The 22,776-nt window shown below is 69.9% G+C and carries 19 protein-coding genes and 1 tRNA gene; 11 read left to right on the top strand and 9 right to left on the bottom strand.

Annotated features, from left to right (window positions below; translation table 11 throughout):
• The first annotated feature begins 52 nt into the window (after positions 1-52).
• Genes BLS25_RS14350 through BLS25_RS14340 form a run of 3 tightly spaced genes read left to right on the top strand, consistent with a single transcriptional unit; the run spans position 53 to position 3,797 of the window.
• Entirely contained in the window at positions 53-2,221 is a 2,169-nt protein-coding gene (locus BLS25_RS14350; RefSeq protein WP_074696623.1) for an RNA degradosome polyphosphate kinase, read from the top strand.
• Positions 2,218-3,168, top strand: coding sequence for an NUDIX hydrolase (locus tag BLS25_RS14345; protein ID WP_235556980.1), 951 nt, complete (start codon positions 2,218-2,220; stop codon positions 3,166-3,168). Before BLS25_RS14350 ends, BLS25_RS14345 begins: the two co-directional genes overlap by 4 nt.
• Positions 3,165-3,797 (top strand): 4'-phosphopantetheinyl transferase family protein, encoded by a 633-nt coding sequence (locus BLS25_RS14340; protein ID WP_074696621.1) that lies wholly within the window; start codon positions 3,165-3,167, stop codon positions 3,795-3,797. The genes BLS25_RS14345 and BLS25_RS14340 overlap by 4 nt, the downstream gene beginning before the upstream one ends.
• 25 nt (positions 3,798-3,822) lie before the next feature.
• On the opposite strand, the gene BLS25_RS14335 is transcribed toward BLS25_RS14340, so the two are convergent.
• Both BLS25_RS14335 and BLS25_RS14330 read right to left on the bottom strand, forming a co-directional pair.
• Positions 3,823-5,121: a M1 family metallopeptidase gene (locus BLS25_RS14335; protein ID WP_074696827.1), complete on the bottom strand. Its 1,299-nt coding sequence runs from the start codon at positions 5,119-5,121 to the stop codon at positions 3,823-3,825.
• Positions 5,118-9,056, bottom strand: a complete 3,939-nt coding sequence (locus tag BLS25_RS14330) for a Pls/PosA family non-ribosomal peptide synthetase (RefSeq protein ID WP_081349873.1) — start codon at positions 9,054-9,056, stop codon at positions 5,118-5,120. Before BLS25_RS14330 ends, BLS25_RS14335 begins: the two co-directional genes overlap by 4 nt.
• A gap of 159 nt (positions 9,057-9,215) precedes the next feature.
• Here BLS25_RS14330 and BLS25_RS14325 point away from each other — a divergent pair, with 159 nt between their 5' ends.
• From BLS25_RS14325 to pstB, 4 genes are all read left to right on the top strand, one after another.
• On the top strand, positions 9,216-10,343 hold the full coding sequence (locus BLS25_RS14325; RefSeq protein ID WP_074696617.1) for an extracellular solute-binding protein: 1,128 nt from the start codon (positions 9,216-9,218) through the stop codon (positions 10,341-10,343).
• A 155-nt stretch (positions 10,344-10,498) separates the two neighbouring features.
• On the top strand, positions 10,499-11,518 hold the full coding sequence (gene pstC, locus BLS25_RS14320; protein WP_074696616.1) for a phosphate ABC transporter permease subunit PstC: 1,020 nt from the start codon (positions 10,499-10,501) through the stop codon (positions 11,516-11,518).
• The gene (gene pstA, locus BLS25_RS14315; RefSeq protein WP_056229312.1) at positions 11,515-12,603 is read left to right on the top strand and encodes a phosphate ABC transporter permease PstA; all 1,089 of its coding nucleotides are present in this window, start codon (positions 11,515-11,517) and stop codon (positions 12,601-12,603) included. Before pstC ends, pstA begins: the two co-directional genes overlap by 4 nt.
• A 20-nt stretch (positions 12,604-12,623) precedes the next feature.
• Positions 12,624-13,403 carry a phosphate ABC transporter ATP-binding protein PstB gene (pstB, locus tag BLS25_RS14310; RefSeq protein ID WP_056229315.1) on the top strand — a complete coding sequence of 260 codons (780 nt, stop codon included), beginning with the start codon at positions 12,624-12,626 and terminating at the stop codon, positions 13,401-13,403.
• Positions 13,404-13,457: 54 nt separating this feature from the next.
• On the opposite strand, the gene BLS25_RS14305 is transcribed toward pstB, so the two are convergent.
• The 4 genes from BLS25_RS14305 to sigK form a co-directional block, all read right to left on the bottom strand.
• Complete coding sequence (locus BLS25_RS14305) at positions 13,458-14,342, bottom strand: aminotransferase class IV (RefSeq protein ID WP_074696614.1); 885 nt, start codon at positions 14,340-14,342, stop codon at positions 13,458-13,460.
• A gap of 188 nt (positions 14,343-14,530) precedes the next feature.
• On the bottom strand, positions 14,531-15,169 hold the full coding sequence (locus tag BLS25_RS14300) for a hypothetical protein (protein ID WP_056229321.1): 639 nt from the start codon (positions 15,167-15,169) through the stop codon (positions 14,531-14,533).
• Between the two features lie 89 nt (positions 15,170-15,258).
• Positions 15,259-16,077, bottom strand: a complete 819-nt coding sequence (locus BLS25_RS14295) for an anti-sigma factor (protein ID WP_074696612.1) — start codon at positions 16,075-16,077, stop codon at positions 15,259-15,261.
• A complete protein-coding gene (gene sigK, locus BLS25_RS14290; protein WP_056229327.1) occupies positions 16,074-16,664 on the bottom strand; it encodes an ECF RNA polymerase sigma factor SigK in 591 nt (196 codons plus the stop codon). Before sigK ends, BLS25_RS14295 begins: the two co-directional genes overlap by 4 nt.
• A 331-nt stretch (positions 16,665-16,995) precedes the next feature.
• Between sigK and BLS25_RS14285 the strand changes: the two genes are divergently transcribed.
• Positions 16,996-17,664: a fasciclin domain-containing protein gene (locus tag BLS25_RS14285; protein ID WP_074696610.1), complete on the top strand. Its 669-nt coding sequence runs from the start codon at positions 16,996-16,998 to the stop codon at positions 17,662-17,664.
• A gap of 106 nt (positions 17,665-17,770) precedes the next feature.
• On the opposite strand, the gene BLS25_RS14280 is transcribed toward BLS25_RS14285, so the two are convergent.
• The gene (locus BLS25_RS14280; RefSeq protein ID WP_074696608.1) at positions 17,771-18,820 is read right to left on the bottom strand and encodes an iron-siderophore ABC transporter substrate-binding protein; all 1,050 of its coding nucleotides are present in this window, start codon (positions 18,818-18,820) and stop codon (positions 17,771-17,773) included.
• Between the two features lie 23 nt (positions 18,821-18,843).
• Here BLS25_RS14280 and BLS25_RS14275 point away from each other — a divergent pair, with 23 nt between their 5' ends.
• The 3 genes from BLS25_RS14275 (at position 18,844) to BLS25_RS14265 (ending at position 21,021) form a co-directional block, all read left to right on the top strand.
• On the top strand, positions 18,844-19,896 hold the full coding sequence (locus BLS25_RS14275) for a FecCD family ABC transporter permease (protein ID WP_081349872.1): 1,053 nt from the start codon (positions 18,844-18,846) through the stop codon (positions 19,894-19,896).
• Complete coding sequence (locus BLS25_RS14270; RefSeq protein WP_074696605.1) at positions 19,893-20,909, top strand: FecCD family ABC transporter permease; 1,017 nt, start codon at positions 19,893-19,895, stop codon at positions 20,907-20,909. The genes BLS25_RS14275 and BLS25_RS14270 overlap by 4 nt, the downstream gene beginning before the upstream one ends.
• A gap of 39 nt (positions 20,910-20,948) precedes the next feature.
• A tRNA-Lys gene (locus BLS25_RS14265) sits at positions 20,949-21,021 on the top strand.
• Positions 21,022-21,110: 89 nt separating this feature from the next.
• Here BLS25_RS14265 and BLS25_RS14260 read toward each other — a convergent pair.
• Both BLS25_RS14260 and BLS25_RS14255 read right to left on the bottom strand, forming a co-directional pair.
• Positions 21,111-21,329, bottom strand: coding sequence for a hypothetical protein (locus BLS25_RS14260; RefSeq protein WP_074696603.1), 219 nt, complete (start codon positions 21,327-21,329; stop codon positions 21,111-21,113).
• 155 nt (positions 21,330-21,484) lie between these two features.
• A complete protein-coding gene (locus tag BLS25_RS14255) occupies positions 21,485-22,678 on the bottom strand; it encodes a low temperature requirement protein A (protein ID WP_074696602.1) in 1,194 nt (397 codons plus the stop codon).
• Between the last annotated feature and the right edge of the window lie 98 nt (positions 22,679-22,776).

Raw genomic sequence — 22,776 nt, 5'->3', positions numbered from 1 at the left:
ACACGCACCGCGTGTTCACTCCCGTGTCACCGACCCCTGCAATGATGTGGGGATGATGGAACACGACTCGCTGGATGCCGGTCTCGGCGACGCCGACGACGACGACTTCGACGAGGCCGTAGAGGCCGAAGACGACCAGCTTCCCGACCACCGCTACCTCGACCGCGAGATCAGCTGGCTGTCGTTCAATCAGCGCGTGCTCGAACTCGCCGAAGACCCCACGGTCCCCGTGCTCGAGCGCGCGAACTTCCTCGCGATCTTCGCCAGCAACCTCGACGAGTTCTTCATGGTGCGCGTCGCCGGCCTCAAGCGCCGTATCGTCACGGGCCTGGCCGTCCCGACCAACGTCGGTCGCGCCCCGCTCGACGTGCTCGCCGACATCTCGGCCGAGGCGCACCGCCTGCAGCTCCGCCACGCCGCCGCCTGGACCGAGAAGGTGCGCCCCGCTCTCGCCGACGCCGGTATCGAGGTCGTCACGTGGGACTCGCTCGACGAGCCCACCGCCGAGCGGCTCACCGAGTACTTCCAGCGCAACGTCTTCCCGGTGCTCATGCCGCTGGCCGTCGACCCCGCGCACCCGTTCCCGTACATCTCGGGCCTGTCGCTGAACCTCGCGATCCGCATCCGCAACGCCCGCACGGGCCGTCAGGAGTTCGCGCGCCTCAAGGTGCCCCCCATGCTCCCCCGCTTCGTCGAGATCGGCGGAGACGGGCCCGGCGTGCGCTACCTGCCGCTCGAGGAGCTCATCTCGAACCACCTCGGCGACCTGTTCCCCGGGATGGAGGTCCTCGATCACCACGCGTTCCGCCTGACGCGAAACGAGGACATGACGATCGAAGAGGACGAGACCGAGAACCTCATCCAGGCGCTCGAGGCCGAGCTCCTGCGTCGCCGCTTCGGCCCGCCCATCCGCCTCGAGATCACCGAGGACATGGACGACGTGACCCGCTCGCTGCTGCTGAGCGAGCTCGACATCACCGAGCAGGAGGTCTACCGGCTGCCCGGCGCCCTCGATCTGCGCGGCCTGTTCGACCTCTCGCGCATCGACCGGCCCGATCTGCGCTACCCGCCGCATGTGCCCAAGACGGCTCTGGCCTTCCAGCCGCCCGAGCAGAACGGCCGCGCCGACCTGTTCGGCGCGATCCGCAAGGGCGACGTGCTCGTGCACCACCCCTACGAGTCGTTCGCGACGAGCGTGCAGGCCTTCCTCGAGCAGGCCGCCCGCGACCCGCACGTGCTCGCGATCAAGCAGACGCTGTACCGGACCTCGGGCGACAGCCCCATCGTGCAGGCGCTCATCGACGCGGCCGAGGCCGGCAAGCAGGTGCTCGCGCTCGTCGAGGTGAAGGCCCGCTTCGACGAGGCCAACAACATCGTCTGGGCGCGCAAGCTCGAGAAGGCGGGCGTCCACGTCGTCTACGGTCTCGTCGGCCTCAAGACCCACTGCAAGCTCGCTCTCGTCATCCGCGAAGAAGAGGGGCGCCTGCGCCACTACAGCCACGTCGGCACGGGCAACTACAACCCCAAGACAAGCCGTATCTACGAGGACTTCGGCCTGTTCACCGTCGACGACCAGGTCGGTCGCGACCTCACCCGTCTGTTCAACGAGCTGAGCGGGTACGCGATCGAGAAGAAGTTCAAGCGTCTGCTCGTCGCACCCCTGCACCTGCGCCGAGGGCTCCTGCGCCACATCGACAAGGAGCGCCGCAACGCTCTCGAGGGCAAGCCCTCGGGGGTGCGGATCAAGGTCAACTCGATGGTCGACGAAGAGATCATCGATGCCCTGTACCGCGCGAGCCAGGCGGGCGTGCCCGTCGAGGTGTGGGTGCGCGGCATCTGCTCGATCAAGCCCGGCGTCCCCGGGATGAGCGAGAACATCACGGTGCGCTCCATCCTCGGCCGCTACCTCGAGCACTCCCGCATCTTCACGTTCGAGAACGACGGCGACCCGCAGGTGTTCATCGGCAGCGCCGACATGATGCACCGCAACCTCGACCGCCGCGTCGAGGCCCTGGTCCGCGTGGTCGACCCCGTGCAGGTGCAGGAGCTGACGACCCTGTTCACCCTCGCGATGGACGACGGGACGAGCTCATGGCACCTGGGGTCCGAGGGCGAGTGGACGCGGCACAGCGTCGACGATGCCGGGGCGCCCCTCATCGACCTGCAGGAGCACACGATGGCTCTCGTCCAGCGCAAGCGTCGGGCCCGGACGGCGCGGTGACGAAGACCGAGATCGAGACCGCTGTCTACGCGGCCGGCGGTGTGGTGTGGCGGCAGGTCGAGGGGAAGCTCCGCATCCTGCTCATCCACCGCACGAAGTACCGGGATCTGACCCTCCCGAAGGGCAAGGTCGACCCCGGCGAGACGCTCGCCGAGACCGCGGTGCGCGAGATCCGTGAGGAGACCGGCATCCGCGTCTCGCTGGGGGTGCCCGTCGGGGTCTCTCGATACCGGATGCCGAGTTCACGCACCAAGATCGTGCACTACTGGGCGGCCGAGGCGACCGATGCCGCCGTGCGCAGCTCGACGTTCGTGCCGAACAAAGAGGTCGCGGCGATCGAGTGGGTGAGCCTGAAGAAGGCCCGCAAGAACCTCAGCTACCCCGTCGACATCGAGATCCTCGACGAGTTCACGCGGATCGTCGAAGAGGGGGCTCTGCCCACCTTCCCGATCGTCGTGCTGCGCCACGGCAAGGCGCGGGCCCGCGAGGGGTGGGAGGGCTCCGACAGCGCCCGCCCCCTGACCCCGCGCGGGCGCCGCCAGGCCGAGGCGATCGTCGGTCCCCTCCTCGCCTTCGGTGTGCGTCGGGTCTACTCGAGCCCCGCCGAGCGCTGTGTCCGCACCGCCACTCCCCTCGCCCAGGCGCTCGGCCAGCGCGTCCACCTGACCGAGGCCGTCAGCCAGGACGCGTGGGAAGAGGGCCGCGCCGACGCCCGGTCGCTCATCGGCGAACGGGTGCGCGCGCGCAAGCCGGTCGTCGTGTCGAGCCACCGACCCGTCCTGCCCGACATCCTGCACGAGCTCGCGCTCGCGACCGGAACCATGGGCGGCTCGTACCTCGGGAGCGCTTCGGCGCTGGAGCCCGCGGCGTTCTCGGTCGTGCACATCCCCGTCGAGCACCCCGGCGCCGGCATCGTGGCCATCGAGACGCACGAACCGAAGGTGTGACGCTCCCCACCGGCATCCGACTCGCCTGGCGCGAGGTCCCCGCTGGTGCCAGGCGTCGCGACGTGTCGCGGGCGCTCCTGGCCGAGCTCCTGCCGGGCGCGCGGTTCCGTTCGCGATGCCCCGCGTGCGGCGGAGACCATGGCCGCATCCACGTGGAGGGGGCGGATGCCGCGGTCTCGGTGTCGTACGTCGAGGGGTGGGCCGTCGCGGTGGCAGCGCAGGGTCTCGAGCGCGTCGGTCTGGATGCGGTGCCCACCGATGCGGGGGGTCTGGAGCGGGTGCTTCCGCGGCTCGCGCCCCCAGGACCGGACGATCTCGAGTCGCCTGCTCCGGAAGCGTGGGCGGATGCCGGCGGGTCGAGCGCCGCGCCCGCCCGGACGTGGGCGCGCGTCGAGGCCGTCCTGAAAGCCGACGGACGCGGGCTGACCGTCGATGCTCGACGGGTCGCCGTCCAGGGGCACGGGGACACGTGGGTGGCTCGAATCCTCTCGTCCGCCCCGCGCGGACGGCCCCGCGCGAACGAGGGTGACCCGGCAGAGGGCCTCCCGCGCGAATGGCGCGGGTGGGACCTCGATGGTCCGGCGAACGTCGTGCTCGCCGTGGCGGTGGAGAGCGCCTCGGGCCTCTGAGCCTAACGACGACGCGAGCCGGCCGTCAGGGTCGCACGGGCAATGCCACGTCGTCGATCCACCGCGACAGCACCGCCGCGGCATCGGGTCCCCCGGCGCGCTCGACCGCGGCGCGGAAATCATCCGTGGTGACGAGGGCATGGCGGTGGTCCGCCGTCCACGACCGCAGGAGATCGAAGAACGCCTCGTCGCCGAGCGTGCGCCGCAGCGCGTGCAGCGTGAGGGCCCCGCGCTTGTAGACCCGGTCGTCGAACATGTCATCGGGCCCGGGATCGACCAGCAGGAGGTCGCGCGGCTTCGCGGCGAGTCGCGCGTAGTAGTCCGCGACGCACGACTCGACGGAGGCCCCTCCCGAGGTCTCCGACCACAGCCACTCGGCGTAACAGGCGAAGCCCTCGTTGAGCCAGATGTCGCTCCACCGGGCGATGCCCACGCTGTTGCCGAACCACTGGTGGGCCAGCTCGTGCGCCACCAGACGCTGCGCGGCGGGAACGAGGTGGTTCATCCCGAACACGGCGAGCCCCTGCGCCTCGAGGGGAATCTCGAGCTCGTCGGCGGTCACCACGAGGGTGCACGCTTCTTGGGGGTACGGCCCGAAGAAGCGGTCGAAGGCCCGCAGCATGTCGGGCACCGTCGCGAAGGCGCGATCGACCGCGGCGGTCAGGGCGGGAGGGGCGGTGACCGTGACGGCGGGCACCGGGGCGTCACCGGTGCCCTCGAGCTGACGCGTGCGGTACCGACCGACGTGCACGGCCGCCAGGTACGTCGCCGTGGGGACGTCGGAGACGAACGTCGTCGTCGTCCGACCACCCCGCCGCGTGCTCGACCCCGCGACGCCGGTGGCGGCGGCGGCGTAGCCGTCGTCGACCGTGATCTCGAGGCGCATGCGCGCCCTGTTGTCGGGGCGGTCGTTGCACGGGAACCACGTCGGGGCGCCGATGGGCTGCCCCGCGACGAGAGCGCCGTCGGTCAGCTCCTCCCAGCCCACGGTTCCCCACCGCGACCGGCGGGGAGCGGGCGCACCCGCGTAGGTCACCTCGACCTCGAAGCGGTCCCCGGCGGCGAGAGCGTGCGGGGGCGTCACACGCAGAGTCCGCGGCCCCGCCGAGAATCGCGCGACCGCCCCGTCGACGCGCACGCGCGACGTTCGGAGGCCGACGAGATCGAGAGTGAACGACGACACGGCCTCGCGCGCGACCGCGACGATCGTGGCGACGCCGTCGAGGCGGTTCGTGCGGACGCGATAGCCGATCGCGAGGTCGTACGACTCGACGTCGTACGAGAGGTCGCCGCTCTGCGGGGCGTAGGGGTCGGCCACGCTCACGTCGTCGACTGGTACGCGCGCACCTTCACCGCGCGCCACGGACCGATGGGGTTGCCGCTCCACCGCGAACCGACCGGGACGGTCTCACCGCGCATGACGAGCGAGGCGGGCCCCACGGTCGCGTGCGCGCCGAGGGTGGAGGCGGGGAGGACGACGCTGTGCGGACCGAGGGTCGACCCCGGCTCCAGCTCGACGGTATCCATACTCATGATTCGATCATGGAACAGGTGCGTCTGAACGACGCATCCGCGGTTGACGGTTGACGCGTCGCCCAACGTGACCAGGTCGGGTTCGGGCAGCCAGTAGCTGTCGCACCACACGCCGCGACCGATCTTCGCGCCGAGGCTGCGCAGCCAGACGGCGAGCGCCGGGGTTCCCGCCGCCGCGCGCGCGAACCACGGGGCCGCAACCATCTCGGTGAAGGTGTCCGACACTTCGGTGCGCCAGACGAAGCTCGACCACAGCGGCTGCTCGCCCGCGCGGATCACGCCGACGATGGCCCACTTCGCCGCGGTCGAGACCCCCGCGGCGACAGCCCCCGCCGCGAGCAGCACGACGCCCGACAACAGCAGCGTCCACACCGGACCGAGCACGACCCAGAGCGCGGCGAGAGCGAACATCACGCCGAGGCCGATCGCGCAGGTGACGACGACCGGCACGAAGCGGCACAGCTCCCACAGCGTCCGCGCGAGACGCAGGCTCGCGGTCGGTCGATAGGTGCGCGACTCGTCACCCTCGGCCGAGAGCCGGCGAAGGCGCACCGCGGGCGAGCCCAACCAGGACGATCCCGCCTTGGCCTTCATCGGCGCTGCGGACAGCACGGCGACCAGCCCGTCCCGCGGAACGCGGTGGCCGGGCGCGGCCATTCCGGAGTTGCCGAGGAAGGCGCGCTTGCCGATCCGTACGGGCCCGATGCGCATCCACCCCGCGCGCAGTTCGTACGACGCGACCATCGTGTCGTCGGCGAGGAACGCCCCGTCTTCGATGCGCGTCATCGACGGGATCAGAAGAACCGTCGAGGCCTCGACGTCGTGTCCGACGCGCGCACCCAGCAGGCGCAGCCACACGGGCGTGAACAGCGAGGAGTAGAGGGGGAAGAGCACCGTGCGGGCGGCATCCAGGAGTCTTTCGATCGTCCACGCCTGCCACGCCACGCGGCTGCGCACCGGGTGGGTGCCCTCGGTGAGGCCGATCGACATCACGCGCACGAGAAGCACCACGGATGCCGCGAACACCAGGCCCGCGACGGCGACACCCGGGACGAGCCAGGCGAAGGCGCCCGCGGCCGCGTGGCCGAGATCGTCCGCCCCGCGGATCCCCTGCGCCACGACGAGACCGCCCACGGTGAAGGAGGCGAGCGGGAGAAGAGCGAGCACAACCGCCGATGCCGCGTAGGCCCACAGCCAGCGGGTGGGCGCCGGGGGCCGGTGCGTCGGCCACCCCTTCGCCGTCCCGCCCACGCGGACGGCGGGCGATCCCGCCCACGACTGATCCGCCTTGACGCGTCCGAAGACGGCCGAGCCCGGCGCGATCTCGGCACGGCGACCGATGCGGGTGCCGGGTGCGAGCGTCGAGCGAGCGCCGACCGTGGCCTCGGCGCCGATGCGCACCTCGCCGATGCGAACGAGGTCACCGTCGATCCAGTACCCGGTCAGGTCGACCTCGGGCTCGATCGAGGCCCCGTCGCCGATGACGAGCATCCCCGTGACGGGAGGCAACGCGTGCAGGTCGACGTTCCGACCGATCCGCGCGCCCAGCGCCCGGGCGTAGTACGACACCCAGGGGGCTCCGGCCAGACCCACGGCATCCACCTGATCGGCGATCTGCTCGGCGAGCCAGAGCCGGATGTGCACCCACCCGCCCCGCGGATAGTCGCCGGGGCGCACGCCCGAGAGAAGAAGTCGAGCGGATGCCACGGCGATCGCCATGCGCCCGAACGGCGTCGCGAAGACGAGGAGACCGACGACGAGAGCCGGCCAGGGCACCGACGGCAGCACGTCGAATCCGGGGACGAGCCGAAGGAGCGCCGAGGCCGTGAGCAGGTACAGCAGCCACCGCACACCTGAGAGGATGAACAGCGGAGCGCCGAGGAGGGTCTGCGCCCACTGGGTGGTGCGCGGCGTCGGTTCGGCGCGGTGGAAGGCGGCGGGCGTCTCGTCGGAGAGCTGCGGTCCGAGCGCCTTGGCCATGGCCCCGAGGCGCGGAACGTCGTAGATGTCGGCGACTGAGAACTCCGGCACCCGTGCCCGGATGCGCGAGACGAGCTGCGCGGCGGCGAGCGACCCCCCACCGAGATCGAAGAAGTCGGCCTTGCGCTCGGTGACGGGGATGCCCAGAACGGCCTGCCACTGCTCGGCCAACCAGGCCTCGTCGACCGAGAAGTCCGTCGCGGCGGGGGCTTCCAGTCCGGGCAGGGGCCACGGGAGGGCCGCGCGGTCGACCTTGCCCGAGGTGCGGACCGGCAGGGAGTCCACCACGCCGAGGAGGGGGATGGTCGCGGCCGGGAGTCGTTCCGCGAGAGCCGCACGGGCAGCCCCGCGATCGAGCTCGGCTCCGACCTCCATCACGAGATAGCCGACGAGGACCGGCACCCCCGCTTCGGTGGTCCGCACCGCCACGGTCGCCGCGCTCACGTCCGGAAGATTCTGCAGCGCCGATTCGACCTCACCGAGCTCGATCCGGCGGCCGCCCACCTTGACCTGATCGTCCGCGCGCCCCTGGAACACCAGCCCCTCGCGCTCGAAGCGCACGAGGTCCCCCGAGCGATACGCCCGCTCCCACCCGAGGGTCGGCATCGGTGCGTACTTCTCGGCGTCCTTCGCGGGATCGAGATACCGGGCGAGGCCGACACCGCCGATGATCAGCTCGCCCACCGCGCCCTCGGGGACGGGGAGTCCCTCGGCATCCACCACCGCGAGGGCCCACCCGTCGAGGGGCAGGCCGATGCGCACGGGCAGAGAGCCGTCGAGCGGAGCCGCGCACGCCACGACGGTGGCCTCGGTCGGACCGTAGGTGTTCCACACCTCGCGCCCCTCGGCCACGAGGCGAGCGGCGAGCTCGGGCGGACACGCCTCTCCGCCGAAGATCAGCAGGCGCACGTTCTCGATCGAGTCGGCCGGCCACATCGCGGCGAGGGTCGGAACGGTCGAGACGACCGTGATCCCCTGCCGCAGCAACCACGGGGCCAGGTCCTCCCCCGAGCGCACGAGAGAACGAGGAGCCGGCACGAGGCACGCCCCGTGTCCCCAGGCGAGCCACATCTCCTCGCACGAGGCGTCGAACGCGACCGACAGTCCGGCCAGCACGCGGTCGCCGGGGCCGAGCGGCTCGCCCTGCAGGAAGATCCGCCCCTCCGCCTCGACGAACGCCGCCGCCGAACGGTGAGACACCGCCACGCCCTTCGGGACGCCCGTGGATCCCGAGGTGAAGATGATCCACGCATCGTCGTCGATCGCGGGCGGGGCGACGATGGGGACGGCGCTCGTGCGGGGGTGCGGCGCCGCTCCGTCGTAGAGACGGACGAGATCACCCTCGGCCGCGACGAATTCCCCCTCCCCCGCGACGATGCCGCGCACCCCGGCTTCGCCGAACACCAGGCGCGCGCGCTCGTCGGGGTCATCGGCATCCACCGGCACGTAAGCGGCGCCCGCCGCCATGACCGCGAGGATCGAGACGTACAGCTCCTTCGACCCGGACGGCATGCGCACGCCCACCCGGTCGCCCCGGCGCACCCCCGCCTCGTGCAGGGCCGCCGCCGTCCGCCTCACCCGCGCGAGCAGTTCGCGGTAGCTGAGCGCTCCGGATCCGTCGTCGATCGCGGAGGCCTCCGGATGCCGAGACGCGACGTCTGTGAGGATGTCGATGAGGGTGCGCGCGGGAGCCGCGGCCCCCGTCCGGTCGAGCGGGGCCTGAGCTTGGGAAGCGGAGGTCGTCACGGGGATGAACAGTACAACCCCCGGGAAAACACCCCGGAACGGCCGCCCCGGTTCACCTTCCGTTCACCCGTGCAACGCAGTCTGTTAGCAGTCGCTGTTTACCGTTCACGACGAACCCTGCACCGGGTTCCTGTTCCCGACATGCGAAGGATTCACACCGTGAAGCTCTCCCGACTCGCCCAGCTGGGCACCGTGGCCGCCGTGGCCTCCCTGACCCTCGCCGGCTGCGCCGGCCCCTCGGGCTCCGGCGACGCCGCGGGCTCGACCCCCTCGTCGACCTCGTCCGACGTCGCGTTCACCGTCGACCCGAACCTCTCGGGCACGATCACCGCGGGTGGCTCGAGCGCCCAGGCCAACGCGCAGGCCGCGTGGACCAGCGCGTACAACGCCCAGGCCAAGGGCGTCACGATCAACTACGACAAGTCGCAGGGCTCCGGCGGTGGCGTCACCAACTTCCTCAGCGGCGCGTACGACTTCGCCGGCTCCGACTCGCCGCTGAACGCGGACCAGACGGCCCAGTCCAAGGCCCTCTGCACCGAGGGTGGCGTCAACATCCCCGTCTACCTCGACGGCGTGGCCATCATCTTCAACATCCCCGGCGTCACGAGCCTGAAGCTCTCGGGCGAGACGATCGCGAAGATCTTCGCTCTGCAGATCACCGACTGGTCCGACCCGGCCATCACCAAGGACAACGGCACGGCCCTCGCCGCCGGCGCCATCACCACCGTCGCGCGTTCCGACGGCTCGGGCACCACGCAGAACTTCACCAACTACCTCGCCGCGACGCAGTCGTCGGTCTGGACCTCGCCCGCGGGCAAGGACTGGCCCATCGAGGGCAACGTGTCGAAGCAGAAGGGTGGCTCGGGCGTCGTCGAGGCCGTCAAGGCCGGCACCGGAACCATCGGCTACGCCGACCACTCCGCCATCGGCAGCCTGAACGCCGCGTCGATCATCCAGGACGGCACCGCCATCGCGTACAGCCCCGAGGCCGTCACCGCGACCTTCGCGGCCGCCGCGGTCGACGCCAGCAACGGTGTCGCCGGTGACCTGTCGAAGAAGTTCGACTACTCGAAGCTCACCGCTGAGACGTACCCGATCCCGCTCGTGTCGTACGCCGTCACCTGCACCACGTTCAAGGACGCCAAGCAGTCCGAGCTCGTCAAGTCGTACCTCGGCTTCGTGACCAGCACGCTCGGCCAGCAGGTCGCGGCCAAGAACGCCGGCTCCGCGCCGCTGCCCGACTCGGTGCTCTCGGCTGCTGCCGAGACGCTCGCGTCGATCAAGTAAACATCTCTTCGGACTCGGCCCGGCCCGCACCTCGTGTGCGGACCGGGCCGGGCTGATCGGAGCGGTCGACCAGCTCGAACGCTCCGCTGAGCCAGCATCCTCAGAGAACACCCGACCGAGGAGAACCATGACCCGTGCCGAGCGTGAGGTCCCCCGTGACTGACACCGTCGCTGACACAGAGACCGCCCCGTCCTCCCCTCCCCCGCCTCGGACGTCGATCGTCGGCAAGCGCCGCGTCGGCGATTCGGTCTTCCTGGGGCTGTCGACCACGGCCGCCGTGTCGATCATGATCATCCTCGCCGGGGTGGCGATCTTCCTGATCATCCGCGGCATCCCCGCGATCACCGGCAACTGGACCGAGGGTGACCTCGCGGGCTACCAGAACGGCAGCTGGACCAACTTCTGGGAGTACGTCGGTCCGCTGCTGTTCGGCAGCATCTGGGCCGCGCTCATCGCCATGGTCATCGGCACGCCGGTCGCCATCGGCATCGCGCTGTTCATCTCGCACTACGCCCCGCGTCGGATCGCCGGCTTCCTCGGCTACATCGTCGACCTGCTGGCCGCGGTCCCCTCGATCGTCTTCGGCCTGTGGGGCATCATCGTCATGCGCCCGCTACTCGTGCCGGTCGGTGAGTTCCTCAACCAGTACCTCGGCTGGATCCCGCTCTTCCAGGGCCCGGTCTCGACCACGGGTTCGACGATGTTCACCGGTGGTGTCGTCCTCGCCGTGATGATCCTCCCGATCGTCACCTCGATCACGCGCGAGATCTTCCTGCAGACCCCGCGCCTGCACGAAGAGGCCGCCCTCGCGCTGGGCGCCACGCGCTGGGAGATGATCCGCCTCGCGGTCTTCCCCTACGCCCGCAGCGGCATGGTCTCGGCCACGCTCCTCGGTCTCGGCCGCGCGCTCGGAGAGACGATGGCCATCGCGCTGATCGTCTCGCCCAGCCTGATCTATTCGGTGCTGCTGCTCACCGACGGATACAACTCGCAGACCATCGCGGCCAACATCGCGCTGAACTTCCCGATCGCCACCGACCTCCAGCGCTCGGCGCTGATCGGTACCGGCCTCATGCTGTTCGTCGTCTCTCTCGCGGTGAACATGCTCGCCCGCTACATCATCGGGGCGACGGGCCCCGGTGCGAAGGGTCGCAAGAAGGGCAAGCGCTCATGACCGTCACGGCCCCCTCGTCCTCGTCTCCCCTGGCCCTCACCAGCGGCCAGCTGCCCCGCTTCATCGAGCCCGCGCTCCTGGTCGGCGTGGCCGTCGTGGTCGCGGTCATCCAGCTCCTGCTGGGCGGCTTCGCCCTCGCGACGTGGCTGATCCTCTCGGCGGTGCTGTACCTGATCGCCATCGGGGTCGGGTCCTCGATCGTCGAGAATCGCCGCAAGGCGGTGGACCGCGTCGTCCGCGGCCTGGTGACCGTCGCGTTCCTCCTCGCGGTCGCACCCCTCATCTCGACCCTGTGGACCGTGGTCTCCAAGGGCCTCGCGGTGGTCAACTGGAACTTCGTCACGCAGGTGGGCGGCACCGCCTTCAACCCCGACACCCTCGAGGTCGTCGCGACGGCGGGTGCCTGGCAGGCCATCACGGGCACGCTCATCATCACGGGTATCGCCGCCCTCATCTCGGTGCCGATCGGCGTCCTCGCCGCGGTCTACCTGGTCGAGTACGCGCAGCCGAACAACCCGCTGCGTCGCGCGATCACCTTCCTCGTCGACGTGATGACCGGCATCCCCTCGATCGTCGCCGGTCTGTTCGCGTTCTCGCTGTTCAGCCTGGTCGTCGGTCCGAAGGCGTTCAGCGGGTTCTCGGCATCCATCGCCCTCTGCGTGCTGATGATCCCGATCGTCATCCGCTCCACCGAAGAGATGCTGCGCCTCGTCCCGGCCGACTTGCGCGAGGCGTCCCTCGCGCTGGGCGTGCCGCGCTCGGCGACGATCATCAAGGTCGTGCTGCGTACCGCCGCATCGGGCATCATCACCGGTGTCGTGCTGGCCGTGGCCCGCGTCGTCGGTGAGACCGCGCCGATCTTCATCGCGGCGAGCTTCACCGACAACTTCAACGCCAACCCGTTCGAAGGCCCGATGCAGACCCTCCCCGTGATGGCCTACACCGCGTACAGCTTCCCCGGTCAGGACATCGATGCGTCTCAGGCGAACGCCTGGGGTGCGGCCTTCCTGCTCGTCGTCCTCGTCGTCATCTTCAACCTGATCGCCCGTATCGTGGCGGCGGTGTTCGCGCCCAAGGCGCGCTGAGCCCAGAAAGGCACTCACTCGTGTCCAAGAGCATCGAGGTCCAGGACCTCAACGTCTACTACAGCGACTTCCTCGCGGTCGAGGGCGTCTCGATCGACATCGAGCCCCGCTCGGTCACCGCCTTCATCGGCCCTTCGGGCTGCGGCAAGTCCACGTTCCTGCGCACGCTGAACCGCATGCACGAGGTCATCCCCGGCGGTCGCGTCGAGGGCCGCGTGCTCATCGACGGCGACGACCTCTACGGTCCGGGCGTCGACCCCGTGCTCGTGCGTCGCCACGTCGGCATGGTCTTCCAGCGCCCCAACCCGTTCCCGACGATGTCGATCCGCGAGAACGTGCTGGCCGGCGCGAAGCTCAACGACAAGCGGATGCCGAAGAGCGACGCCGACGCCCTGGTCGAGAAGTCGCTGCGGGGCGCCAACCTCTGGAACGAGGTCAAGGACCGTCTCGACAAGCCCGGCGGCGGCCTCTCGGGCGGTCAGCAGCAGCGTCTGTGCATCGCGCGCGCCATCGCCGTCTCGCCCGACGTGCTGCTGATGGACGAGCCGTGCTCGGCCCTCGACCCGATCTCGACCTTCGCGATCGAAGAGCTGATCGGCGAGCTGAAGAGCGAGTACACGATCGTCATCGTGACGCACAACATGCAGCAGGCCTCGCGTGTGAGCGACAAGACGGCGTTCTTCAACATCGCCGGCACCGGCAAGCCCGGAAAGCTCATCGAGTACAACGACACCGCGTCGATCTTCACCGCACCCAGCGTCCAGGCGACCGAAGACTACGTCTCGGGCCGTTTCGGATAAGCAGTCCCGTGCGAAGGCCCCGCTCCGGCGGGGCCTTCGTCGTTCCCCGGCCGCTCAGTCGCGGGGGCTGAGCAGGTAGGCGTTCAGTTCATCGGTGAAGGCGCGGTCCACCGGCACCTCGATCCCGTCGACGGATCGGATCGGGGCGGCGAGCCGCACGCTCGACAGCAGCCAGGCGGCATCCGCGGTGGCGAGGTCTTTCGCCGGCACCGTCTCGTACGCCGTGGTGAAGCCGCGACCCTCGAGGTACGCGAACAGACTGAGCTGCGTCGTCCCGTGCAGGATGCCGGCCTGCGGCTCGGGCGTCACGAAGCGGTCGCCGACACGCAGGACGACGGATGCCGTGGGCGCCTCGAGCAGGTAGCCGTCGCTCGTGACGAACACGGCGTCGTCGGCCCCGCGACGTTTCGCCTCGCGGATGGCGGCCATGTTGACGGCGTACGAGAGCGTCTTGGCCCCGAGCAGGAGCCAGGGAGCGCGCGCGGGGACGTCGAGGGCGTAGCCGCGATCGAGGGTGGCGACAGCGACCCCTGTCGTTCGTCCGCTCGTGTTGTCGGGGGCGTCGGCGAGCGTGATCCACGCCGTCGGCGCGGGGCCGTGCTCGACGCCGCGGCTGAGCAGCAGCTTCATGACGTTCTCACCCGCCCCCGCCTCGCGCGCCACGCGCTCGATCGCGACGCGCCACTGGGCGAGGTTCGGCGCGGGGAGGTCGCAGAGCGCCGCGGAATGCGCGAGGCGCGCGAGGTGCGGCCCGACCTCGTGCGGATGGCCGTCGACGACGCCGAGGCTCTCGAACACGCCGTCTCCGCGCTGAGCACTGAGCTCACCCACCCCGAGGGCGGGACCGTGTGGGTCGATCTCGTGCAGCGTGTCACGGTAGTCGGCGCCTTCGTCATCGGGTGCCGCAGGGTCGATCACGAGAGCGAAGCGCCAAGCCATGAGCCGAGCCTACGCCGCACCGCCGACACGCCCGGGTCTTGTCAACCGGGCTGTTCCAGGGAATGTCCGCGGGCGGGGCTTGTTACACTTTCCTAGCCGGGCCGCAGTAACCCCGGGCTCCATCTTCTGCCGCTATGAGCGGCCATGCGCCGAGAGGCGTTCTGCGGTCCGGCACTTATCTTTTCCGCTCAGGTCAGCGCGTCACGGCGCCAAAGAGCGGCCGACGCCGACAGGTCCTCCGCGTACGTGGCGAGCCGCAGAGCGCGCGTGGTGAGGGCAGATGCCCGCTCCGACTCGGTGTTCTCGTAGTCGTCGGCGAGGTGCGTGGACCCTGCCGCCTGCACACGGCAGAACGCCGCGGCGCGATCGAGGGCCACGGCGAAGTCCCCTTCGAAGAGCCCGCGCAGGATGGTGTCGATCAGCTGCACCAGCTCTTCGGGGCCCGCCGGCGCGGGAGCCCCGGCCACCACGGCATCAACCGTCGCCATCTCCACCCGACCGCGCTCGTAGAGCAGGGCGGCCGTGGCGGCGTCGTCGTGGATCATCAGCTGCAGAAGGTAGAGGCGCCACAGCGAGCCGGGAAGGGAGCGAGCGGGCGAGCGCGACCACAGCTCGGCGATGTCGTCGATGCCGTGATCGTCGGTGAACGCCACCAGCCGCTCGACCACGTCGATGCTCGGATCGGCGCGGACGCGCGACAAGAGCGCCTGCGCCGTGCTGTGCGCGACCCGCGACACCTCGGCCGGGTCCTCCGCCGAGAACAGACGGTCGAACAGCTCTGCGGGACGCCGAACCGGCTTGTGGAATTCGCGGGGGGAATCGCTCATGCATCCAGGCTAAAGCGTCCCCCTCGCGGGGCGGGCCGCACGCGAGGTACCCGCTGGCGACGGCACCGGAACAGGCAGTCTGAAGGTGATCAGGCCGTGGCGACGGCGAGCACGGGGGCCGAGCTCGGCGTGCCGTCGGGAGAACCACCCGCGGGTTCGACCGTCACGGCGATGACGTCACCGCTGTGCATCTCACCCGAGAGCTGAGCCGTGGCGTTGCCATCGGCATCCGGCTCGAAGATCCCGGCCGGGATCGCGATCTGGTTCTCACCGCGAACGAACCACAGCTCGTAGGTCTTGCCGTCGGGCAGCGCCGGCATGCCGTCGGCGACAAGCACGCTCTTTCCGCTCGAGGGCGACCAGTGCGCCGTGGCGACCGTTCCGTCGGGCATGGTGGCCGAGGCCGACTGCGCGTCGGGTGCATCTTCGATCTGCTGGAGGGCGACGACCGCGGCAGGCGGAGCGAACAACTGGCTGACGGTGACGGCGCCGAAGCCGAGCACGAGGACGGCGGCGAACGATGCGGCCAGTGCGAACCAGCGACGGGCACCCCATCCGGATCCCGGAGACGCGCCGACCGTGACGGCCTCGCGCTCGGGCTCGGTGACAGCGGGGCCGGCCGCGGCGAAGTCCTCGACGTCGTCGACGGATTCGGCGGCGGAAGCGGATGCCGCTGACTCCTGCGGGAGGTCGGAGATGCGCGCGAACAGCGAAGCCCGCACGGACGGCGGAGGCTCGACGGGCTCGACGGAGTCGCCGATCGCGGCCACCGCGTCGACGGCATGGCGCACGTGGTGGTCCCAGTTCGGGTTACCCGCGAGAGCCTCCTGGTACGCGCGCTCATCAGCCTCGGAGAGCGCGTTGAGCGCGTGTCCGACGGCGAGGTCGGCGAAATCCCTCTCGTTCACTTGTCCACCCCCATCTCCATTCTCAAGCGCGACAATCCGTCGCGCATTCGTGTCTTGACCGTACCGAGCGGCGCCCCGACGAGGGTCGCGATCTCACTTTGGCTGTACCCGCCGAAATAAGCGAGCGTGAGCGCTTCTTTCTGCGCCTCGGGGAGCGTCGCCAGTGCATCGACGACGCGCCGCCCTTCCATTTTCAGTTCGACCTTCTCGGACACGGCGTCGTATGCGACGTCCATATCCCGGAAGCCCGCGCGCACATCTCGATCGACGCTCGACTGCGAGGACCGCACGCGGTCCACCGCTCGACGGTGCGCGATCGTGAGAACCCACGATCTTCCCTGACCTCTGTTCGGAGTGAAGCGCCCAGCGGATTGCCAGATCTCGAGGAAGACCTCCTGAAGCACTTCCTCGCTCTGCGAGCGGTCCACGAGCACACGGAGGATCAGACCGAAGGCGCGGGCCGACAGGGAGTCGTACAACTCGGCGAAAGCGGCGCGGTCGCCGGCGGCGACGCGCTGCAAGAGGACACCCACGTGGTCGGCGTTCTCCGTCCCGTCGTCGGGAAGGTCGAAACCGTCGATCACCATGACCCCATCATTGCCTACGCCCCGCGCAACCTCGCGCGCGTATATGTGCGTGGCGAGACAGCTCGGGGCAAACCGTTATCTTGAGCCTCCGCGGCGTTCCGGGCGTCACCGGGTTCGATCGAAAAACATTCTGAAGAATATTTATTCTCGCTTGACCAGGGATTTAAAGCCCTCCGAATGCCGGCGACCGGTCGAATCCGCAACATTTCGCAATCCGATCCCGAGGGGGTCCCGAAGACCCTGTGTAAGCCGCTCCACGGCGAACCGCCCCTCGCACCGGGGTGTCCCTGACGGGTCGCAGACGCGATCCGGATGATTTCGGAGGAATGTCATGCTCACCAACAAGAAGCCCGTTGTCGCTGGTCTCGCCCTCGTTCTGGGCTCGGCCTTCGCTCTCACCGCATGTTCGGGTGGCACCACCTCGGGTGGCTCGACCACCGACGAGAGCGCAATGCCCTCGATGTCGGCCTCGCCGTCGATGTCGTCCAGCGCGATGGACCCGGCCGCCAACCTCGTCGGCCCCGGTTGCGCCGACTACGCCGCTGCCGTTCCCTCGGGCTCCGGCTCGGTCGCCGGCATGGCTGCTGACCCGGTGGCCACCGCCGCGTCGAACAACCCGCTGCTGAAGACGCTCACCGCGTCCGTCAGCGGCCAGCTGAACCCCGACGTCAACCTGGTCGACACGCTGAACGGTTCGGAGTTCACGGTCTTCGCCCCGGTCGACGACGCGTTCGCCAAGATCCCGGCCGCCACCATCGACGGCCTCAAGACCGACTCGGCCACCCTGACCAAGATCCTCACGTACCACGTGGTCCCCGGCCAGATCGCCCCCGACGCGATCGACGGCACGCACACCACGGTCGAGGGCCAGGACGTCACCGTCTCGGGCTCGGGCGACTCCATCAAGGTGAACGACGCCAACGTGATCTGCGGTGGCGTCCAGACCGCCAACGCCACGGTGTACCTCATCGACTCGGTGCTGATGCCCCCGGCCATGTAATTCACGGACGCGCGAGTCTTCGCGTTTCCGAGCGGTCGATGATCGACCGATCCTGACGGCGAGCGCCGGACCCCAGGCGAGGGGGTCCGGCGCTCGCTTTCGTTCGTCAGGAACCGACCGTGCGGATGATCTCGTCCTGCACGAGCCGGGCGGCGACAGGGCCGGCGTTCATGAACCACGGGTCGAAGTCCACGGTCGTCGCCTTCTGCCCGGCGACGGCGGAGAGGGTCTGCCAGAGCGGTGCCTGCTCGATGAACGAGACGCCCTCCCCCGTCCCGCCGTAGAACACGTGATCCGCGTCGGCGAGGTCGATCTGCTCGGCGCTGATCTCCTGCGACGTCTCGTCGAACCGCTGCGACTCCGGGCGTCCGAGACCGAGATCTTCCGCGATGCCTCCCGCGAAAGACGGCAGTCCCATGATGCGCGTGCGGTCGCCCGTCGACTGCAGGAAAGATACGGCCGGCTCCCCCGCCGGGTGGGTCTGCGAGAAAGCGGCGCTCTGCGCCTGAAGATCGTCGAGGATGCCGCGGGCATCGCCCTCGTCACCCAGGGCGTCGGCGATGAGGAGGAAGTCGCTCTTCCAATTCACCCCGTTGCCCTTCGTCACCACGGTGGGCGCGATGGCCGCGAGGGCGTCGTAGAGCTGGGCACCCCGGGTCGAGTTAATCAGGATCAGATCGGGCGCGGCTTGAGCGATCGCCTCGAGGTCGGGCTCGGTCCGCTGACCGATGTCCGACATGGCGTCCAGCGCCGGCACCCGGTCGGGGAACGCGTCGAGTAGATACCGGGGCACCAGTCCGCTGTTCTCGGCGCGGGTCGCCGCCACCGGCACCTGCCCCAGAGACAGGAGCGCGTCGAGCTGCCCCGTGGAGACGACCGCGATGCGCTTCGGCTCGGACGGAATCTCGGTCGTGCCGGCGAAGTGCGTCACCTCGCGGGGGAAGACGCCGTCGGCTTGCGCGGAGCCCATGCCGGGCTCGAGGTCGCGCGAGACGGTCCACTCCCCGGTCGAGCCGGCCTCGGCATCCACCGCCGAAGGGCCCGCGGCGGGGCCGGCGCATCCGGCGAGGGCGAGCACGGCTGCAGCGAGGCCGACGCCGACGAGTCGTCGAGGACGGAATCGGGCACGAGAGGACGGGAAACGAAAGTCGATCACCCGGTTAGGTTATCCTTACCTATGTGATCGTCGTCCAGCCGCCCACCGTCCCGGGCGTGGCGGAACGGGATTCGAGTCGACGGTCGTCGCGACGACGCGCGGTCATGTTCTTCCTGGTCGTGAGCGGCATCCTCGTCGGACTCGTCCTCGCGAGTCTCGCCGTGGGATCTCGCGCCCTCAGCCCCCTCGATGTCGTGTCGGCCCTCTTCTCGGATCGACAGGATGCCGCCGGCGTCATCGTCCATCAGCTCCGCCTACCGCGCACCCTCACCGCGATCTTCGCCGGGGCCTGTCTCGGCGTGGCCGGCGTACTGATGCGGGCGGCGACCCGGAACCCGCTCGCCGACCCGGGCCTGCTCGGGGTGAACGCGGGCGCCGCCCTCGGCGTCGTCGTCGCCATCGGGTTCTTCGGGGTCGCGACGGCGAGCGGATACGTCTGGTTCGCCGTCGCGGGCGCGGCGGGGGCGTCGCTGCTGGTGCACACCGCCGTCCGCGGCGAGCGGCGCGACGACACCATCGGTCTCGTCCTGGCCGGGGTGGCGCTCAGCGAGTGTCTCGGCGCCGTCGTCCGCATCATCACGCTGGCCGATGACGACACCTTCGAATCGTTCCGCTTCTGGGCGGTCGGTTCGTTCGAGCGCCGCGACCCGGACGTCGCGCTCCAGCTCCTGCCCTTCGCCGTCGTGGGCCTCCTGCTCGCCGTCGTCGTGGCGCGGGGCCTCGATCAGCTGCAGCTCGGCGCCGACCTGGCGCGGGCACTCGGGGTCTCTCCCCCGCTGGTCATGATCGGCTCGGGCGTCGCCATCACCCTGCTCTGCGCCGCCGCGACCGCGGCAGCGGGACCCCTGGCCTTCATCGGGCTGCTCGTGGCTCACGCCGTTCGCGGCGCGGTGGGCGGGTCCGTCCGGACGTCGCTCCCCCTGGCCGCCGTGACCGGGGCAGCGCTGACGCTCGCGAGCGACGTCCTCGGTCGAGTCATCGCCCCTCCGGGCGAGGTGGAGGCGGGGATCGTCGCCGCTTTCCTCGGGGCCCCGCTGCTGCTGTGGCTCATCCTCCGGAAGAAGCGGATGCCGTGACCACGGCAACCCTCCTCCGCACTCCCGCGCGCTCGCGACGGCGCCGCCGATACGCGCTGGTCCTGGTCGGCACGCTCGTCGTCGCGGCGATCGCCGCGGTGGTCGGGCTCACGACGGGTTCCTTCCAGGCGTCCCTCGGGCAGGTGGCATCCGCGCTGACCGGAGAGGGTGACGGCCGGACGAGCGTCGTGGTCGTGGGCCTGCGCGTCCCGCGCATTCTGGCCGCTCTCGCCATCGGCGCCGCCCTCGGCATGGCCGGGGCCGTGTTCCAGACGCTCGCCCGCAACCCGCTCGCGAGCCCCGACATCGTCGGATTCAGCGCCGGGTCGGCCACCGGCGCCCTCGTCGGGCTCACTCTTCTCGCGCCGGCCGCCTCTCCCGCCGCCGGGGCATGGATCGGCGGTCTGCTGACCGTCGTGGTCGTCATGGCCATCGCCCGCAGCGTGGGCGTCTCGCGAGAGCGGACGATCCTCGCCGGGATCGCGCTCTCGACCCTGCTGTCGGCGGCCAACGATTACCTCTTGACCAGGGCCCCGCTCGAGATCGCCCGCAACGCGACGCAGTGGCTTCACGGGAGCCTGGCGGCGACATCTCTCGACGATGTGGCGCTGCTGCTCTCGTCGATCGGCATCCTGTCATTCGTGCTGATCGTCGTGTACCGCGACTTCCGCACTCTCGAGCTGGGCGACGACACCGCTGTCGCCCTCGGGGTGCGCACCGGGCGGATACGCCTCGTGCTGGTCGTCGTCGCCGCGCTTCTCACGGGGACCGCGACCGCGGTCGCCGGTCCCATCGGTTTCATCGCCCTCGCCGCACCGCAACTCGCTCGACGCACCATGGGCACCAGCGGGATCCCCCTGGTCGGCTCCGCGGTCACGGGCGCCGCCGTGCTCCTCGTCGCCGACGTCATCGCCCAGCGCGCCCTGGCACCGTTACAGATTCCGGTCGGCCTGCTCACCGCCGTCGCCGGGGGCGCCTACCTGTTCTGGATCGTGTCCCGGCGACGCCGGTGAGCACAAGCGCCCCCGCGAGGCCGGTAGGCTGGACGGCGAGGGCCTCTAGCTCAGTCGGTAGAGCATCGGACTTTTAATCCGCGGGTCGTGGGTTCGAGCCCCACGGGGCCCACCGCACGTCGCGATCTTCGCGCCGCATCCTCTTCAGTTCGGCATCCGCCTCAGCCGGTAACCGACACCGTCGGGTCGATCAACGGGTTCTCACTCGATCCCGAATCGCACATCGACCATCTTGTGCGTCCAGGCGAGCACGTCGGAGGTCACGCCCGCGGCGAGCGCTTCGTGCACGTACTGCTCCCATTTCGCCCGGAGCTCGGCCATCGAACTCGGCGGCATCTCCATCGAGAGTTCAACGGCCTGCTGCCAGGTCGAGGCCGGCACGTTCAGCGCTGCGATCGTCTTCGGCGCCATCTCCGCCATGGATCGAGCGGTGCGGTCGTCCAAAGCGCCTAGCGCGTCTAGCACGTACGCGTCGAGGAGTCGAAGCATCGGTTTTCCGCGGGCTCACGTCGACACGTCGTTAGAGAAGAGCGCGATCACGGCACTCCACACCGGCGGCAGTGACAGAGGTGCGTTCATCCCCCCGCCCTACGTCCACGACGCACCCGCTCGATGGTCTCGGCGGCTGCGACACCGGCGAGAAGGATCGCGGCCGCGATCGACAATCCGAGCGCGTTCAGGACAGGGAGGAAAAGGGCCATCCCCGCGAGCGCAGCCAGACCGACGAGGCCGAGCAGCTGAGCTCGCGGCCACCGTCTTTCGAGGGTGCGCCGGAACAGCGCCGTTCCGGCGAGGAACAGGAGGGGCCCGCCGACGATGACGATCGTCGCGGCGACGCTTCGCTGATCGGGTTGCGACAGCATTTCCTTGTCGCCCACGCTCATCAACACGATCCCGCCGATGATCGGAAGGTGCACCCAGGTGTAGGCCGTGCGCGCGAGACGGCCGGGTTCGTCCGACTCCTCGATCGCCTCCGCGCCGACGCGCTCGCCGTGATCGAAGTAGATCCACCACGCCGCCGCGGCAGCGACGAACGCCGTCACCAGCGATGCCACCGAAGACGCGGACGACTCCTTCTCGACGAAAGCGAGGCCGGTGACGAGCAGTCCCTCGCCGACGGCGATGAGGACGAAGAGCGCCGTCCGCTCCGCGATGTGGGGACCGGACAGGTCCCACGACTGAAGCAGCACCCTTCCTCGACCCGGTACCGGGTACCCCAGAATCGTGCCGAGCAGTTCGAGCGCGAGAGCCGCGGTCCACAACGGCAGCTGCCCGGCGGGCGGCAACACCGCACCGACGATCCAGAGGGCCCCGCCGACGGCAGTCCATCCGAGGATCAGAGCGAAATCGTGCGCCACCCGCCGGTCGTGACGAACGGTCGCCCACACGATGAATCCCGTGCGCCCGATCTGCAGGACGACGTATGCCACAGCGAACGCCCACGCTCGATCGCCGAATGCTTCCGCGATCGAAACGCTCATCACGAGCGCGATGAAACCCAGAGCCACGACCGCTCCGCGCACGGCGAGCTTCACGGGGTCGAGCCAATTGGTGACCCATGTGGTCGACACCCACGCCCACCACAGAGCGCACACCATGATGACGCCCTCGAAAGCTCCGAGCGGCGTCTGGTTCTCGGAGAGGTAGGCGGACAACTGCGTCAGCGCGAGAACGAACATCAAGTCGAAGAACAGCTCGACGTACGTCACCCGGTCCGCGCGCGAGGAGTCCGTGGGGCGCAACACGTCGCGGGTCATCCCGAATGCCATGCCCCATCCTGGCATTGACGCGTTGGACGCCGGCGAAGCTCTCACAGTTGCGCCGGCGCGCTCGCAGGCCCCCGCGGCACGACGACAGATTCTTCAAT

This window comes from Microbacterium testaceum StLB037, assembly GCF_900104345.1.
Lineage (GTDB): Bacteria > Actinomycetota > Actinomycetes > Actinomycetales > Microbacteriaceae > Microbacterium > Microbacterium testaceum_A.
Note: the sequence above shows the minus strand (reverse complement) of the source record. Positions and strands in the feature narration are given on the sequence as shown.

What these genes read in the sequence shown, in the direction of transcription:
- BLS25_RS14350 (WP_074696623.1), top strand. Translation starts at nt 53, where the DNA reads ATGATGGAACACGACTCGCTGGATGCCGGTCTCGGCGACGCCGACGAC.
- pstA (WP_056229312.1), top strand. Translation starts at nt 11,515, where the DNA reads ATGACCGTCACGGCCCCCTCGTCCTCGTCTCCCCTGGCCCTCACCAGC.
- BLS25_RS14305 (WP_074696614.1), bottom strand. Translation starts at nt 14,342, where the DNA reads ATGGCTTGGCGCTTCGCTCTCGTGATCGACCCTGCGGCACCCGATGAC.
- BLS25_RS14300 (WP_056229321.1), bottom strand. Translation starts at nt 15,169, where the DNA reads ATGAGCGATTCCCCCCGCGAATTCCACAAGCCGGTTCGGCGTCCCGCA.
- sigK (WP_056229327.1), bottom strand. Translation starts at nt 16,664, where the DNA reads ATGGTGATCGACGGTTTCGACCTTCCCGACGACGGGACGGAGAACGCC.
- BLS25_RS14285 (WP_074696610.1), top strand. Translation starts at nt 16,996, where the DNA reads ATGCTCACCAACAAGAAGCCCGTTGTCGCTGGTCTCGCCCTCGTTCTG.
- BLS25_RS14260 (WP_074696603.1), bottom strand. Translation starts at nt 21,329, where the DNA reads ATGGCGGAGATGGCGCCGAAGACGATCGCAGCGCTGAACGTGCCGGCC.
- BLS25_RS14255 (WP_074696602.1), bottom strand. Translation starts at nt 22,678, where the DNA reads ATGGCATTCGGGATGACCCGCGACGTGTTGCGCCCCACGGACTCCTCG.